This is a genomic window from Pseudaquabacterium inlustre, assembly GCF_038066595.1.
In the GTDB taxonomy this organism is placed as follows: domain Bacteria; phylum Pseudomonadota; class Gammaproteobacteria; order Burkholderiales; family Burkholderiaceae_C; genus Pseudaquabacterium; species Pseudaquabacterium inlustre.
The window spans coordinates 159331-174802 of the sequence record NZ_JBBUTH010000009.1; the positions used below are offsets into that span (position 1 = coordinate 159331).

12 protein-coding genes and 1 tRNA gene are annotated in these 15472 nt (G+C 69.0%); 2 read left to right on the forward strand and 11 right to left on the reverse strand.

Annotated elements, in window-relative coordinates; translation table 11 throughout:
• Window positions 1-36: 36 nt before the first annotated feature.
• Both AACH10_RS18185 and AACH10_RS18190 read right to left on the reverse strand, forming a co-directional pair.
• Window positions 37-2025 carry a DUF6538 domain-containing protein gene (locus tag AACH10_RS18185; RefSeq protein WP_341411904.1) on the reverse strand — a complete coding sequence of 663 codons (1989 nt, stop codon included), beginning with the start codon at window positions 2023-2025 and terminating at the stop codon, window positions 37-39.
• 84 nt (window positions 2026-2109) lie between these two features.
• Window positions 2110-2183: transfer RNA gene (locus AACH10_RS18190), tRNA-Gly, on the reverse strand.
• 125 nt (window positions 2184-2308) lie between these two features.
• Between AACH10_RS18190 and AACH10_RS18195 the strand changes: the two genes are divergently transcribed.
• Window positions 2309-3214 carry a GGDEF domain-containing protein gene (locus AACH10_RS18195; RefSeq protein WP_341411905.1) on the forward strand — a complete coding sequence of 302 codons (906 nt, stop codon included), beginning with the start codon at window positions 2309-2311 and terminating at the stop codon, window positions 3212-3214.
• Between the two features lie 156 nt (window positions 3215-3370).
• On the opposite strand, the gene AACH10_RS18200 is transcribed toward AACH10_RS18195, so the two are convergent.
• The 8 genes from AACH10_RS18200 to AACH10_RS18235 form a co-directional block, all read right to left on the reverse strand.
• The gene (locus AACH10_RS18200) at window positions 3371-4849 is read right to left on the reverse strand and encodes an NAD-dependent succinate-semialdehyde dehydrogenase (protein ID WP_341411906.1); all 1479 of its coding nucleotides are present in this window, start codon (window positions 4847-4849) and stop codon (window positions 3371-3373) included.
• Between the two features lie 131 nt (window positions 4850-4980).
• A complete protein-coding gene (gene speB, locus AACH10_RS18205) occupies window positions 4981-5937 on the reverse strand; it encodes an agmatinase (protein WP_341411907.1) in 957 nt (318 codons plus the stop codon).
• Complete coding sequence (locus AACH10_RS18210; protein ID WP_341411908.1) at window positions 5934-6764, reverse strand: ABC transporter permease; 831 nt, start codon at window positions 6762-6764, stop codon at window positions 5934-5936. Before AACH10_RS18210 ends, speB begins: the two co-directional genes overlap by 4 nt.
• A gap of 92 nt (window positions 6765-6856) precedes the next feature.
• Window positions 6857-8116 (reverse strand): ABC transporter permease, encoded by a 1260-nt coding sequence (locus AACH10_RS18215; protein ID WP_341411909.1) that lies wholly within the window; start codon window positions 8114-8116, stop codon window positions 6857-6859.
• Window positions 8117-8164: 48 nt separating this feature from the next.
• Window positions 8165-9214 (reverse strand): ABC transporter substrate-binding protein, encoded by a 1050-nt coding sequence (locus tag AACH10_RS18220; protein ID WP_341411910.1) that lies wholly within the window; start codon window positions 9212-9214, stop codon window positions 8165-8167.
• Between the two features lie 89 nt (window positions 9215-9303).
• Window positions 9304-10404 (reverse strand): ABC transporter ATP-binding protein, encoded by a 1101-nt coding sequence (locus AACH10_RS18225; protein ID WP_341411911.1) that lies wholly within the window; start codon window positions 10402-10404, stop codon window positions 9304-9306.
• A gap of 212 nt (window positions 10405-10616) precedes the next feature.
• Window positions 10617-11804, reverse strand: a complete 1188-nt coding sequence (locus AACH10_RS18230; RefSeq protein WP_341411912.1) for a CaiB/BaiF CoA transferase family protein — start codon at window positions 11802-11804, stop codon at window positions 10617-10619.
• A gap of 84 nt (window positions 11805-11888) precedes the next feature.
• On the reverse strand, window positions 11889-13073 hold the full coding sequence (locus AACH10_RS18235; protein ID WP_341411913.1) for an acyl-CoA dehydrogenase: 1185 nt from the start codon (window positions 13071-13073) through the stop codon (window positions 11889-11891).
• Window positions 13074-13180: 107 nt separating this feature from the next.
• Here AACH10_RS18235 and AACH10_RS18240 point away from each other — a divergent pair, with 107 nt between their 5' ends.
• Window positions 13181-14071, forward strand: coding sequence for a LysR substrate-binding domain-containing protein (locus AACH10_RS18240; RefSeq protein ID WP_341412314.1), 891 nt, complete (start codon window positions 13181-13183; stop codon window positions 14069-14071).
• Window positions 14072-14153: 82 nt separating this feature from the next.
• Here AACH10_RS18240 and gabT read toward each other — a convergent pair whose 3' ends face one another.
• The gene (gabT, locus tag AACH10_RS18245) at window positions 14154-15467 is read right to left on the reverse strand and encodes a 4-aminobutyrate--2-oxoglutarate transaminase (protein ID WP_341411914.1); all 1314 of its coding nucleotides are present in this window, start codon (window positions 15465-15467) and stop codon (window positions 14154-14156) included.
• Between the last annotated feature and the right edge of the window lie 5 nt (window positions 15468-15472).

Below are 15472 nucleotides of genomic sequence, written 5' to 3' on the forward strand. Positions count from 1 at the left end.
CGGCGCAGGAGCGCGAGCACCACCCAGGCGAGTGGGTCAGCGAGACCGCTGATGCGATTCCTTCAGGCGCAGCGCATGGCCGACTGCCTCGACTCCCGCGGCGACGTCGAACCTGGCCGGTGTGACGTTGTCGAATTGCAGCGCCTCGATGTGAGGGAGAAGTTCCGCCGCCTCGCGCGCTTTGATGTAGTGCGCGCTGGCCCCGGCCTGGGCCTTCAGAGAGTGGCCGAGCAACTGCTTGGACGCCTTGTCGGGTACGCCAGCCCGCTCCAGCGCGGTGTTCACTGTGTGCCGGAACGAGTGAAACACCTTCCGACCATCGCGCGGCAGCTTCAGCCGCTTGCCGAGGAAGCGCTCGTTGAACCAACTGCTCGCCGCCTTGCCGTAGCCCTTGTCGGGGTGATGTGTGAGTTCGGGGAACAGCCGCTGGTGGCCGGCGATGCGCAATGCGGCGACGTAGTCCAGCAGACGAAGCTCCAAGAGCTTGCTGTGGATCGGCACTTGCCGCTCTGCTGCGACGGTCTTCAGTGATTTGTCCGGCGCGATGTCGTCGTCGTCGCTGTTCTGCTTGTCGGGGTTCGCAAGGTTGAAGTCGATCACCCACAGGCCGGGCTCAAGCTCCTTGATGTCGTCCAGGTACAGCTGCGACAGCTCGTTGATCCGGCCGCCGGTGAACAAGGCAAGCACAGGCAGCCAGTAGTAGTGCGGTCTGTAGCTATGGAAGATGCCCTGCGGCGTCCGGCGCCCGACGCCGGCGACGAACCACTCCACGCCGAAGATCTTGCCGAGGTCCTCATCGCTGAACTGCTCACGCTGCTGGTGGCTTTGGCGACGGGTACCGCCCATGGACTCGAACACCTCTGCGGCAAACTCGGCTGCGGGGTTCTGCATCAGCCAGCCCATCCTGACGCCGAAGGCAATGATCGAGCTCATGTCCTCCACGAGGCGCTCAACCGAGCCCGCCGTTGCGGTCGGCATCGAACGCTCGCCGGCGAGGCGCACCAGTGCGTGCCAGTCGGTCGTACCGTCGCTCAGCTTGGGTGCTTCGACAAGATGTCGGCGGTGCGGCAGCCGACGCAGTTGGTCGGAGACGCTCCAGAGCATCTCTCGGTCGACTTCGCTCAACAGTGCGTCGCCTGTGAAAGCCACCAGTGCGCCGCAGGCGTCGCGTTGCCGCCTGAGCTCATCGGGCTTCCAGTGCCCAGCGCGCTTGTCCAGGTACAGGCTCGCCAGTTCGGACAGCCGCTTCTTCGCGTGCCGTGGGATCGCGAATCCGCTATCGTGTGCCGGTGAGACGGGCGACGCATGGCCTGGCTCCCCTGGATCAACTTGCCGCAGTTGTGGACTCAAAGACCGGCGCAACGACTCGACGTCCAGCCGTCGCACGAGGAGTTGATCGGCGACGAGGACGACACCGGGGTAGGGCAGCACAAAGCCGACCCTCGAGAGGCCAGTGGCTGAAAACCGAAAGAGCGCAACTTTGGCACCCGCTGCGGCCTGCACGACGCGCACCGCGTCGCTCGGGAGGTAGAGCTCCAGCTGCCGGCTCACGATGCGCTCCTGGCCCAGTTGCTGCAACGCACCGTCGCTGATGTCCACAGACACCAGGTAGCCGCTCTCGTCCTGCTCGTGGTCCAGTTCGGTGATGTCGTCCAGCACCCACCCCGACCAGTCTTTCGCCTCGACCAAGAAGCGTGCGTGGCGGTAGACCAAGCGATTGGTGAGGTCCACCAGTTCGGCGCCCAGCAGCTTGGCGGCGTCCACGAGGGGCAGGGTGCCGTCGCCCAGGAGGTCCATGCTGCCGTGGAGAACTTTCTGCGGGTCCATCGTCATTAGGCTCGCGATTGTGCGATGCCAGTGAGCAGCCATCTCGGCAGCCACGATCTTGGCCACCGCCAAATCACGACAGCCCGTGCTGCGCTGAACCTCGCTGCAGCCGATGGTGGCGCGCAGGCGCTCGGGGACGACGAAGCGAACCGCGTACACGCCGCTGGACCGGCGGCGCAGATGAAGGCGCTGACTCACGTGGGATACCCCATTGGGACACCACCACCAGCGCCCGCCCGAGTCGGGCGGCAGCCCCTGACAGATCAAGGACTTACGAAACTATGGAGCGGGCGATGGGAATCGAACCCACGTAGTCAGCTTGGGAAGCTGAAGTTCTACCATTGAACTACGCCCGCCGGGTGTAGGCCGCATTCTAGCCATGCCGCCGGCATGTTCCGTGCGTGGATGCGGGCATGTCCGTCCCCGTACTTCCCTGCGTGGCGCCGCGGCCCCGGCATCGGGCATCATGCGGCCATCCATCATGAGCGAGCCGATTCAACTGCTGTTCCTGGGCCGTGGCGCGCCCGATCTGTCCACCTCGGTGTTCGGGCCGTTCGTGGTGCATCCCTGCGCCGACCGGGCCGAACTGGCGCTGGCGCTCGAACACCACCATTGCGACGCGCTGGTCATCGGCGCCGATCTGGCCGAGCCCTTGACCGCGCTGGCCGGCTGGGCCGAGCTGCCGCGCGCCGTGATCGATGCCGCCGTGCTGGTGGTGGCGCCCGAGCCGGCGTCGGCCGATGCGTTGCGCCTGGTGCGCCTGGGTGTGCAGGACGTGCTGCCCCAGCGCGATCTGGGCGTGGAGGCGCTGGGCCGTGCCGTGCGCCTGGCCGTCGAGCGCAAGCGCCTGGAGCGCATGGCGCGCAAGGCCTACGCCACCGATCTGGCCACCGGCCTGCCCAACCACCAGCAGCTGATGGAACACATGACCCACCTGCTGGCGCTGCGCGAGCGCGAGCCGGCGGCCATGGCGCTGCTGGCGCTGCGCATCGACGGCCTGGCCGCCACCGAGGCGCGCCTGGGCGCTGAATCGGCCAATGTGCTGCGCCGCAAGGTGGCTGTGCGCCTGCGCTCGGGCCTGCGTGCCAGCGACGTGGTGGCCTCGGTGGGGCAGGACAGCTTCGCCGTGCTGCTGGCCTGGATCGACAGCGCAGCCGACGGCCCGCGTGTGGCGGCCAAGCTGGCGCAGTCGCTGCAGCGGCCGTTCACCGTGGCCGGTCAGGACGTGGCCGTGGCGGTGAACGTGGGCGTGGCCCAGTACCCCGAGCATGGCAAGGAGGCCGATGCCCTTCTGCGCCGGGCCATGGCCCAGGCCGGGGAGGCGCCCACGCTGGGGCGTGCCGGCCTCACGCCACGCGGCGGCGCGATGGCCGCCAACGACGAGTGAAGCTCGGGGTATTGAGGGCCGAGCGCCGGGCCGCTCCCAAGCCGGCCCGCGAGGCGATGTGCTTGCGGCTCAATGCCGCAAGCATCGCCATCCCCTCGGGGGACCGACCGGGCTTTCCGGCGTTCAGCCGGCGCAAGACCGGGCGAGGGGCTGTCGTTATTTCAGGATGTCGCCCAGGCAGAGGTACTTCAGCTCGACATAGTCGTCCATGCCCTGGTGCGCGCCTTCGCGGCCCAGGCCCGATTGCTTGACGCCGCCGAAGGGCACCTCGGCCGTGGAGATCAGGCCGGTGTTGATGCCCACCATGCCGTACTCCAGTGCCTCGGCCACGCGGAAGATGCGGCCCACGTCGCGGCTGTAGAAGTAGCTGGCCAGGCCGAACTCGGTGGCGTTGGCCAGCTCGATCACCTCGGCCTCGGATTCGAAGCGGAACACCGGCGCCACCGGGCCGAAGGTTTCCTCGCGGGCGCACAGCATGTCGCCGGTGACGTTGGCCAGCACCGTGGGCGTGTAGAAGCGATCGCCGATGCGTTCGCCGCCCACCACCACGCGCGCGCCCTTGGCCACGGCGTCGGCCACATGGCCCTCCACCTTGGCAATGGCCTGGTCGTCGATCAGCGGGCCCTGGTTCACGCCCTTGTCGAAGCCGTTGCCCACCTGGATGCCACCGGCCTTGGCGGCCAGCTTCTCGACAAAGGCGTCGTACACCTTGTCCTGCACGTACAGGCGGTTGGCGCACACGCAGGTCTGGCCGGCGTTGCGGTACTTGCTGACCATCGCGCCTTCCACGGCCGAGTCGATGTCGGCGTCGTCGAAGACGATGAAGGGCGCGTTGCCGCCGAGTTCCAGGCTGAGCTTCTTGATCGTCGGCGCGCATTGCGCGGCCAGGATGCGGCCGACCTCGGTGGAGCCGGTGAACGACAGGTGGCGCACCACGCCGCTGCTGCACAGCACCTTGCCCACCTCGATGGACTGCGGGCCGTCGGCGGTGACGATGTTCAGCACGCCCGCGGGCATGCCGGCGCGCTGGGCCAGTTCGGCGCAGGCCAGGGCCGACAGCGGCGTCTGCTCGGCGGGCTTGATGATCACCGGGCAGCCGGCGGCCAGGGCCGGCGCCACCTTGCGCGTGATCATCGCGATCGGGAAGTTCCACGGCGTGATCGCCGCGCACACGCCGATCGGCTGCTTGACCACCAGGTAGCGCTTGTTGCCGTCGGTGGTGGGGATGGTCTCGCCATAGACGCGCTTGGCTTCCTCGGCAAACCACTCCAGGAAGCTGGCGCCGTAGCCCACTTCACCGCGTGCCTCGGCCAGCGGCTTGCCCTGCTCGGCGGTCATGATGCGGGCCAGGTCGTCGGCATGCTGGTGCAGCAGGTGGAACCACTTCATCAGGATGGCGGCGCGCTCCTTGGCGGTCTTGGCGCGCCAGGCCGGCCAGGCTTTTTCGGCCGCCACGATGGCGTCGTGCGTCTCGATCGGGCCCAGGTTGGCCACATCGGCGAGCTTGAGGCCGGTGGCGGGGTCGGTGACGTCGAAGCGGCTGTTGCCGCCCACCCATTCGCCAGCGATCAGCGCATCGGTCTTCAGCAGCGTGGGGTCGTTCAGCGCGGCCAGCGGTGAGCTCTTCATGTCCATGGCGGTTTCTCCGTTGAGCCGGTCATTCTGGCCCGGCTGGGGCATGGCGGGGGTGTCGGCCTGTTGCATCGGGGTGTGTATCTTGTCGCTGGAGCGGGGGATGGCGGCCGGGCGGGCGCCCGGCGGGGAAGTCAACGGTGCGGCACACCGGGCAGCGCGCACAGCATCTCGTAGAGCAGGTTGGCGCCCAGCAGCGCGGTGTTGCCGCTGGGGTCGTAGGGCGGCGACACCTCCACCAGATCGGCACCCACCAGGTTCAGGCCCTGGCAGCCGCGCACGATCTCCAGCGCTTGCGGCACGGTCAGGCCGCCGATCTCGGGCGTGCCGGTGCCACCGGCATAGGCCGGGTCGATGCCGTCGATGTCGAAGCTGAGGTAGCAGGGCACATCGCCGATGGTCTGGCGCACGCGCGCCATCAGCGGCGAAAGCGACTGCCACCAGACCTCGTGCGCCGGCACCACGGTGAAGCCCTGTTGCCGCGGCCAGTCGAAATCATCGGCCGCATAGCCGGTGCCGCGCAGGCCGATCTGGAACACCTTGTCGCCCTGCAGCAGGCCTTCCTCCACCGCGCGGCGGAAGGGTGTGCCGTGGGCGATGCGCTCGCCGAACATGGTGTCGTTGACGTCGGCGTGCGCGTCCACATGCACCAGGGCCACCGGGCCGTGCTGGGCCGCGATGGCGCGCAGGATCGGCAGCGCGATGGTGTGGTCGCCGCCAAGCGTCAGCGGCACGCAGCCGGCGGCCAGCACGCGGGCGTAGAAGGCCGTGATCGTGGCCAGCGACTTGTCGAGCGAATAGGTGTTGATCGGCACGTCGCCCAGGTCGGCCACCTGCAGCGCATCGAAGGGCGCGGCGCCGGTGGCCATGTTGTAGGGGCGCAGCAGGGCCGATTCGGCCCGGATGGCGCGCGGGCCGAAGCGCGCGCCTGGGCGGTGGCTGGTGCCGATGTCCAGCGGGATGCCGATGAAGGCGGCGTCCAGGCCCTCGGGCGAGGTGGCCACCGGCAGCCGCATCATGCTGGCGATGCCGCCGAAGCGCGGCATGTCGTTGCCGCCCAGCGGCTGGTTGAGTTGGCGTTCGGTCGTCATGCGCGGCGGCCACGGATCCACTCGAGTGTGAGCATCAGGCCCGTGGTGAAGATCGTCAGCAGCGTGGCCACCGCGGCAATCGTCGGGTTGATGTTCTCGCGGATGCCGGTGAACATCTGGCGCGGCAGGGTCACCTGCTCGGGCCCGGCGATGAACAGCGTGACCACCACCTCGTCGAACGAGGTGGCGAACGCGAACAGCGCGCCGCTGATGACGCCTGGCGCGATCACCGGCAGCGTGACGCGGAAGAAGGTGGTCACCGGATCAGCGCCCAGGCTCAGCGATGCGCGCACCAGGTTGTGGTTGAAGCCCTGCAGCGTGGCCAGCACCGTGGTCACAACGAAGGGCGCGCCGAGCGCCGCATGCACGACGATCAGGCCGATGTAGCTGTCGGCCAGGCCCAGGCGCGCGAAAAACAGGTAGCAGGCCACGCCCACCACCACGATGGGCACCACCATCGGCGCGATCAGCACGCTCATCAGCGCGCCCTTGCCGGGGAACTGCACGCGCGCCAGGCCCACGGCCGTGAGCGTGCCCAGCACGGTGGCGATCAGCGTGGCCGCCGGCGCGACGATGAAGCTGTTCTTGGCCGCGCGCGCCCAGTCGGCGCTGGTGAACAGGTTCTGGTACCACTGCAGGCTCCAGCCCGGCATCGGGTAGGCCAGGAAGGAACTCGCCGAGAAGCTCAGCGGCACGATCACCAGGATGGGCAGCAGCAGGAACAGCAGCAGGCCGATGCCCACGGCGCGCAGGGCCCACCAGCCGGCCTTGTCGATGGGCGTGTAGTAGGCCGGGAACTGGGGGCGAACGAATGTGGCGATGCTCATGGTCGGATCAGCTCAGCCGGCGCCGGGCCGCCCCAAGGCGGCTGAGCACCCCCGCGGGGGGTACGGCGCGAAGCGACGTGGGGGTGGACATGTCAGCCCAGGCTCAGTTCGGCTTTCGCCAGCTTGCGGTAAATGCCGTACAGCGCCAGCGTGGCCGCCAGCAGCACGGCGCCCAGCGCGCAGGCCATGCCCCAGTTGATGTCGACGTTGGTGTACTGGGCGATGTAGTAGCTGAGCATCTGGTCGTCGGCGCCGCCCAGCAGGGCCGGCGTGACGTAGTAGCCGATGGCCAGGATGAACACCAGCAGCGCGCCTGCGCCGATGCCGGCATAGGTTTGCGGCACGTACACGCGGAAGAAGGCCGCCAGCGGCGCGCTGCCCAGCGACACGGCTGCGCGCAGGTAGGTGGGCGGCACGCTCTTCATCACGCTGTACAGCGGCAGGATCATGAAGGGCAGCAGGATGTGCACCATCGCGATGACCACGCCGGTGCGGTTGAACAGCAGGGCCAACGGCTCCTGGATCACGCTCAGCGCCATCAGGCTCTTGTTGACCAGGCCCTCGCGCTGCAGCAGCACGATCCAGGCGGCCACGCGCACCAGGATGCTGGTCCAGAACGGCACCAGCACCAGGATCATCAGCAGGTTGGCCTGGCGGGCTTTGAGCGTGCTGAGCCAGTAGGCCAGCGGATAGGCCAGCAGCAGGCACCACAGCGTGACGGTGAGGCTGATCTCGAAGGTGCGCAGCAGGATGCGGCCGAACACGCGTTGCTCGGGCTCCACCCGGGCGATGCCACCCTCGGGCTGGCGCTTCAGGTCGATGGAGGTCAGCAAGTAGTCGGGCGTCCAGCGGCTGGCGTTCTTGGCAATGGCCTGCCAGTACTTGGCCTGACCCCAGCGTTCGTCCAGTGCCAGCATGCGCTGCTGCACGTCGGCGGCGGGCAGGGTGGCGGGCCAGGCGTCCTTGTCGCGCACGGCGCGATAAGTGGACATGACCAGCGAGCGTGCGCCCGAGGCCTCGGTGTTCAGGCGGCGCGCCAGGCCACCGGCCTGGGCACCGTCGTCGATGGCGGCCAGATCGGCGGCCACCGCGGCAAAGGCCGGGGCCGGCGGCGTGCCGTGCCGGTCCCAGCCCGACAGGGCTTCACCGGTGCGTGGCAGCGCCGCGGCCACCTCGGGGTTCTCCACCGCGCGCATCAGCAGGGCGCCGATGGGCACCAGCAGCGTCACCAGCAGGAAGACCAGCAGCGGCAACGTGAGCAGCACGGCCACCGTGCGCCGCCGGGTCTCGGCGCGGTGCAGCGATTGGCGCAACGCGGGCGAACCGATCGCAGGAAGGGCGGCTGTGCTCATGGCGGACAACTCACGCAGGGATGAAGAACCCGAGGTCAGGCCAGGCGCTTACTGCGCGGCCCAGGAGGCGAAGCGCTTTTCCAGTTCCTCGCCCTGGTCGGCCCAGAACTTGATGTTGAACTGCAGCGCGTCCTTGGCGTTGGCCGGGGCGGTGGGCAGCTTTTCCAGCACCTTGGCGTCCAGCTTGGCCAGGGCCTTGGTGTTGGTGGGGCCGTAGCTGATGTGGCGGGCGTACTCGGCCTGGGCATCGGCGCTGGAGGCCAGGGCGATGAACTTCAGCGCGGCGTCCTTGTTGGGCGTACCCTTGACGATGGTCCAGTAGTCCAGGTCGTAGATGCCGCCGGTCCAGGTGATCTTGAGGTTCTTGCCTTCGCGCTGGGCGGCGTCGATGCGGCCGTTGTAGGCGGTGGTCATGGCCACATCGCCTGCCACCAGGAACTGCGGCGGCTGGGCGCCGGCTTCCCACCACTGGATGCTGGGCTTCAGCGCGGTGAGCTTCTTGAAGGCACGGTCGGCGCCGGCCTTGGTGGCCAGTTCCTTGTAGACGTCACCGGGCTTCACGCCATCGGCCATCAGCGCGAATTCGAGGTTGTAGCGGGCGCCCTTGCGCAGGCCGCGCTTGCCGGGGAATTTCTGGGTGTCCCAGAAGTCGGCCCAGGTGGTGGGCGCGGTCTTGAACTTGTCGCCGTTGTAGGCCATCACGGTCGACCACACGAAGATGCCGATGCCGCACTCGTGCACCGCGGCGGGCGTGAAGTCGGCCTTGGCGCCGATCTTGGCGTAGTCGAGCTTCTCGAACAGACCTTCGTCGCAGCCGCGGCTCACGTCGGGGCTTTCCACCTCGACCACGTCCCAGGTGATCTTCTTGGTCTCGACCATGGCCTTGATCTTGGCCTGCTCGCCGTTGTATTCCACGCCGGTGATCTTGGCGCCGGCGTTGGCCTTCTCGAAGGCCTCGACGAAGGCCTTCTTCTGCGCGGCGCCGTTGGCGCCGCCGAAGTTGACGACGGTGAGGTTCTGCGCGAACACCGCGGTGGCGGGCAGGGCCATCGCCGTGGTGGCGGCGACGGCAGCGGCGATGCGGGCGAGTTTCGTCATGGTCAATGCAACTCCTGGGGACAGGTCGGGGTGGAAGGGAGTGGAATGGCCCGGTGGTCCGGGCTCGGGATGGAACGGGGATCGAACGCTCAGACGTACACGCGCAGGTAGGGCGTGGGAATGTGCAGCCACACGGTCTGGCCGGCCACCGGCTGCTCACCGGCCGACAGCGGCAGCTTGACCGTGGCCTGCTCCTGGCCGGCCAGCGCGCAGCGCAGGCGCAGGTGGTCGCCGAAGTAGATGACGTCGTTGACGGCCGCCTTGAGCGTGTTGGCGGTGTGCACGGGCGGCGTGAAGTGCGCCTCGATGCGCTCGGGCCGCACCGAGGCCACCACCGCCGCGCCGGGCAGCGCGTTGTTGACATTGATGCCGGCCAGGCGCTCGCCGGTGGGCAGCACCAGTTCGCAGCTGTCGTGCTGGGCCGCGCCGATGTGGCCGGTCAGCAGCGTGCTGTCACCGACGAAGCCGGCCACGAAGCGGTTGCTGGGCGTCTCATAGAGGCGCTCCACCGCGTCGATCTGCTGGATCTCGCCGTCGTTGAACACGGCCACGCGGTCGCTCATGGTCAGCGCTTCGTGCTGGTCGTGCGTGACGTAGACGAAGGTCACGCCCAGCTGGCGGTGCAGTTCCTTCAGCTCGATCTGCATGTGCTCGCGCAGCTGCTTGTCGAGTGCGCCCAGCGGCTCGTCCATCAGCACCAGCTGCGGCTCGAACACCAGCGCGCGGGCCAGCGCCACGCGCTGCTGCTGGCCGCCTGAGAGCTGGCTGGGGTAGGCGCGGTCGCGGCCGCCCAGTTGCACCATGGCCAGGGCCTTGGTCACGCGGGAGGCGATCTCGGCCTTGGGCACCTTGCGCACGGTCAGCGGGTAGGCCACGTTGTCGGCCACCGTCATGTGCGGAAACAGCGCGTAGTTCTGGAACACCATGCCGAAGTTGCGCTTGTGCGGCGGGGTGCGGGTGATCGGCACGCCGTCCAGCGTGATCTCGCCGCCGGTGGGCGATTCGAAGCCCGCCAGCATCATCAGGCAGGTGGTCTTGCCCGAGCCCGAGGGGCCCAGCAGCGACAGGAACTCGCCGCGGCGGATGTCCAGATCGAGCGAGCGGACGACCAGCGTCTCGCCGTCGTAGGTCTTCTGCACGCCACGGAAGGCGACCAGCGTGTCGGTGCGGGTGAAGAGATCGGGCGGCATGGTGGGGTCGGCAACAGGGACTGGCTACGGCGATGCGGACTGTAGGCCCGCCTGTCACACCACCGCCATGTACAGACAGAACGGACAGTTTCGGCACTGTACCGGCCGGACGCCCAATACACGATCACCCCAATGGTGCGTGCCGAAACGGGACGCCCAAAGCAAAGCGCCAGGCTGGTGCCTGGCGCCTGGGGCTGGTGCCTGCCGTGGGCTCAGCGCGGTGCGGGCGGCCAGTTCAGGCCCGATGCCAGCGCCGTGCGGATGGCCTCGCCATGCTCGTCCAGGCCCGGCGGCGGCAACTCGGCCACCGGCCGTTCGTTGTCGAAACGCATCGGCGTGGGCACGCTGGGGATGCCGTGGTGCTCGATGCGCATGCCGCGGTGCTGCACCTGCGGATGCTGGAACACCTCGGGCAGCTCCAGGATCGGTGCGCAGGGCACGGCGTTCGGCTCCAGCAGCGCGGTCCATTCGGCCGTGGTGCGGGTCAGCATCCACTCGGCCAGCTGCGGGATCAGGATGTCGCGGTGGCCGATGCGCCCGGCGTTGGTGGTGAAGCGCTCGTCGCGCGCCACCTCGGCGTGGCCGGCCAGCTGGCAGAAGCGGGCGAACTGGCCGTCATTGCCAACGGCCAGCACGATGTGGCCATCTTTCGTCGCGAACACCTGGTAGGGCACCACGTTCAGGTGCGCATTGCCCATGCGCTTGGGCCGCAGGCCGCCGATCAGGTGGTTGCTGGCCTGGTTGGCCAGCATGGCCACCTGGGTGTCGAGCAGCGCGGCGTCGATGTGACGGCCCTGGCCGGTGCGGCCGCGCTCGATGAGGGCCGCCAGCACCGCGGTGGCGGTGTACACGCCGGTGAACAGGTCGGCCACGGCCACGCCCACCTTCTGCGGCTGGCTGCCGGGCACGCCGTCCTTCTCGCCGGTGACGCTCATCAGCCCACCGGTGGCCTGGATGGCGAAGTCGTAGCCTGCCGCCGGTGCGTACGGCCCGGTCTGGCCATAGCCGGTGACCGAGGCATAGATCAGCCGCGGGTTCAGCGCCTTCAGGCTGGGGTAGTCCAGCCCGTACTTGGCCAACTGGCCGACCTTGTAGTTCTCCAGCACCACGTCGGCCTCGGTGGCCAGTTGACGCACCAGGGCCGCACCTTCGGGCGTGGCGATGTCGATGGCGATCGAGCGCTTGCCGCGGTTGGCACTCAGGTAGTAGGCCGAGGTCTTGGTGGCCGGATCGCCCCACCACGGCGGGCCCCAGCCGCGTGTGTCGTCGCCGGCACCGGGGCGCTCGACCTTGACCACATCGGCACCGTAATCGGCCAGCAACTGGCCGCACCAGGGGCCGGCCAGCACGCGCGACAGATCCAGGACGCGCACGCCATCCAACAGCTTGGGACCGCTCAAGGTTTCTCCTTTGTTCAGGGTCGGCGGATCATCGCCCGCCCAGGCCGGCCGCGAAGCCGCCTGGGCGACGCGATCGGCACAAGATCAGCTGAATGCCTGGATGCCCGTGATCGCGCGGCCGAGGATCAGCGCATGGATGTCGTGCGTGCCCTCGTAGGTGTTCACCACCTCCAGGTTCACCAGGTGGCGCGCCACGCCGAACTCGTCGCTGATGCCATTGCCGCCCATCATGTCGCGGGCCAGGCGGGCGATGTCGAGCGCCTTGCCGCAGCTGTTGCGCTTCATGATGCTGGTGATCTCGACCGCGGCGGTGCCGGCGTCCTTCATGCGGCCCAGTTGCAGGCAGCCCTGCAGGCCGAGGGTGATCTCGGTCAGCATGTCGGCCAGCTTCTTCTGGATCAGCTGGTTGGCGGCCAGCGGGCGGTTGAACTGCTTGCGGTCCAGCACGTACTGGCGGGCACGGTGGAAGCAGTCTTCGGCCGCGCCCAGTGCTCCCCAGGCGATGCCGTAGCGCGCGCTGTTCAGGCAGGTGAATGGGCCTTTGAGGCCACGCACCTCGGGGAAGGCGTTCTCCTCGGGCACGAAGACCTCGTCCATCACGATCTCGCCGGTGATGCTGGCGCGCAGGCCCACCTTGCTGTGGATGGCCGGGGCACTCAGACCCTTCCAGCCCTTCTCGAGGATGAAGCCGCGGATCTGGCCGCCTTCGTCCTTGGCCCACACGACGAACACATCGGCGATCGGGCTGTTGGTGATCCACATCTTGGCGCCCGACAGGCTGTAGCCGCCGTCCACCTTCTTGGCGCGCGTCACCATGCTGCCGGGGTCGGAGCCGTGGTTGGGCTCGGTCAGGCCGAAGCAGCCCACCCACTCGCCGGTGGCCAGCTTGGGCAGGTACTTCTGCTTCTGCGCCTCGGTGCCGAACTCGTTGATCGGCACCATCACCAGCGAGCTTTGCACGCTCATCATGCTGCGGTAGCCCGAGTCCACGCGCTCCACCTCGCGCGCCACCAGGCCGTAGCAGACGTAGTTCAGGCCGGCGCCGCCGTACTCGGTGGGGATGGTGGCGCCCAGCAGGCCCAGTTCACCCATCTCCTTGAAGATGGCGCGGTCGGTGCGCTCGTGGCGGAAGGCCTCGGTCACGCGCGGCAGCAGGCGCTCCTGGCAGTAGGCGCGGGCGGCGTCGCGCACAGCGCGCTCGTCATCGGTCAGCTGGCTGTCCAGGTGCAGCGGATCGTCCCATTGGAACTTGGCGGAGGTGGCGGCCATGGCGTGTCTCTCTTGCTTGGATGAGTCTGCGATGGCGCCGATTGTGGTGGCGTGATGAATAGCTGTCTAATATTGATTACCGATTGATCAATATGCAGGACGAATTCATGGAGTTGCGCCACCTGCGCTGCTTCGTCGCGCTGGCCGAGGAGCGCCACTTCGGCCGCGCTGCCGCCCGCCTGGCGATGACCCAGCCGCCGCTGACCACCGCCATCCAGCAGCTGGAGGCCTCGGTGGGTGCGCGCCTGTTCGAGCGCAACAGCCGCGGGGTGGCGATCACCGCCGCGGGCGCGGCGCTGCTGCCGCGCGCCATCAGCCTGCTGGAGCAGGCCGGCGCCGCCGCGCGCGAGGCCCGCGACGTGGGCCTGGGCCTGGCCGGCAGCCTTCGCATCGGCTTTGCCGGCACGGTGCTGTACCGCGGCCTGCCGCAGGTGCTGCAGCGCTTTGCCGCGGCGCATCCGCGGCTGCGCCTGAGCCTGCACGAGCTGAGCTCGGCCGAGCAACTGGCCGAGCTGGCGCAGGACCGGCTGGACCTGGGCTTCGTGCACACGCCGCGCGTGCCGCCGGGCTTCTCGCAGATCCTGCTGTCCAGCCAAGCCTTCATGGCCTGTCTGCCGGCCGGCCACGCGTTGGCGGTCGAGGGGGCGGAGGCGCTGGAACTCAAGCAGCTGACCGGCGCGCCCTTCGCGCTGATCATGCGCGCCGTGTCACCCGACTACCACGACCGCATCCTGGCCGCGTGCGCCGAGGCCGGCTTCGAGCCCGACCTGCGTTTCGAGCTGCGCCACTGGCTCAGCGTGGTGTCGGTCATCGCCCAGGGCCTGGGCGTGGGCCTGGTGCCCGCAGCGCTGCAGCAGGCCGGCCTGCCGGGCGTGGTGTTCCGCCCGCTGGCTGCGCCGCTGGCGCCCTACGACACGCACTGCCTGTGGCGCACGCAGCGCGACCTGGCGGCGCTGCAGGCGTTTCTGGACACGGTGCGGGCCGTGGCGCAGGCGTGAGGACGGGCGCTCAGGCGAGCGCCGGGCCGCCTGAGCACCCGCTCGGCGGGTGGTCGCCGTACCCGGCGACCGGGTGCCCCATTCAACCGAGCTTGTCGAACTGCTCGGCGAGGATGCCCAGGCCCTCGGCCAGCAACGCGTCCGAGGCCGTCAGCGGGACCAGGATGCGGATCACGTTGGCATAGACGCCGCACGACAGCAGGATCAGCCCGGCCTGGGCCGCGCCCTTGACGATGGCGCTGGTGAGCGCCGCATCGGGGCGGTGCGCGTCGCCGTCCTGGCACAGCTCGATGGCCACCATGGCGCCGTGGCTGCGCACGTCGGCGATGACCTTGTGCCTGGCCGCGATGGCCTTCAGGCCGTCGGTCAGCAGCGCGCCCACCTGGCGGCTGCGCGCCAGCAGGTCGTCGCGCTCGAAGGCCTCCAGCACAGCCAGGGCCGACACGGTCGCCAGCGGGTTGCCGGCATAGGTGCCACCCAGGCCGCCGGGGCCGGGCGCGTCCATGATCTCGGCGCGGCCGATCACGGCCGACAGCGGCATGCCGCCGGCCAGGCTCTTGGCCATGGTGATCAGGTCGGGCACGGCCTCGGGGCCCCACTGCTCGCAGGCCAGCCAGGTGCCGGTGCGGCCGGCACCGGTCTGCACCTCGTCGGCGATCAGCACGATGCCGTGCTGGTCGCACAGCCGGCGCAGCGCGATCGCGAACTCGGCCGGCGCGGCATAGAAGCCGCCTTCGCCCTGCACCGGCTCCAGGATGATGGCCGCCACGCGGGCAGGCTCGACGTCGTACTTGAAGATGGCTTCCAGCGAGGCCAGTGCGTCGGCCACGCTCACGCCGTGGAAGGCGCAGGGGTACTTGGCGTGGTAGACCTCGGCCGGGAACGGGCCGAAGCCGGCCTTGTACGGCGCCACCTTGCCGGTCAGCGCCATGCCCATCAGCGTGCGGCCGTGAAAGCCGCCGCCAAAGGCGATGACCGCGGCGCGCTTGGTGTGGGCGCGGGCGATCTTCACCGCGTTTTCCACGGCCTCGGCGCCGGTGGTCAGGAAGAAGCTCTTCTTGGCGAAGTCACCGGGCGCCTTGGCGTTCAGGCGCTCGGCCAGTTCCACATAGCTCTCATAGGCCAGCACCTGGAAGCAGGTGTGGGTGAAGCGGCCCAGCTGCTGCTGCACGGCCTGCACCAGCGCCGGGTGGCGGTGGCCGGTGTTCAGCACCGCGATGCCACCGGCAAAGTCGATGAAGCGCTTGCCTTCCACGTCCCACACCTCGGCGTTCTCGGCACGGTCGACGAAGATCTCGTGGCTCTGGCCCATGCCCTTGGGCAGGGCGGCGCGGCGACGTGCCATCAGGATCTCGTTGGTGCGGGCGGCGTCGTGGAGCTGGGAATCGCGTTGCATGGAAA

Coding starts and splice junctions, on each gene's coding strand:
- AACH10_RS18195 (WP_341411905.1), top strand. CDS start 2,309: ATGAGCGAGCCGATTCAACTGCTGTTCCTGGGCCGTGGCGCGCCCGAT.
- AACH10_RS18200 (WP_341411906.1), bottom strand. CDS start 4,849: ATGGACATGAAGAGCTCACCGCTGGCCGCGCTGAACGACCCCACGCTG.
- speB (WP_341411907.1), bottom strand. CDS start 5,937: ATGACGACCGAACGCCAACTCAACCAGCCGCTGGGCGGCAACGACATG.
- AACH10_RS18210 (WP_341411908.1), bottom strand. CDS start 6,764: ATGAGCATCGCCACATTCGTTCGCCCCCAGTTCCCGGCCTACTACACG.
- AACH10_RS18215 (WP_341411909.1), bottom strand. CDS start 8,116: ATGAGCACAGCCGCCCTTCCTGCGATCGGTTCGCCCGCGTTGCGCCAA.
- AACH10_RS18220 (WP_341411910.1), bottom strand. CDS start 9,214: ATGACGAAACTCGCCCGCATCGCCGCTGCCGTCGCCGCCACCACGGCG.
- AACH10_RS18225 (WP_341411911.1), bottom strand. CDS start 10,404: ATGCCGCCCGATCTCTTCACCCGCACCGACACGCTGGTCGCCTTCCGT.
- AACH10_RS18235 (WP_341411913.1), bottom strand. CDS start 13,073: ATGGCCGCCACCTCCGCCAAGTTCCAATGGGACGATCCGCTGCACCTG.
- AACH10_RS18240 (WP_341412314.1), top strand. CDS start 13,181: ATGGAGTTGCGCCACCTGCGCTGCTTCGTCGCGCTGGCCGAGGAGCGC.
- gabT (WP_341411914.1), bottom strand. CDS start 15,467: ATGCAACGCGATTCCCAGCTCCACGACGCCGCCCGCACCAACGAGATC.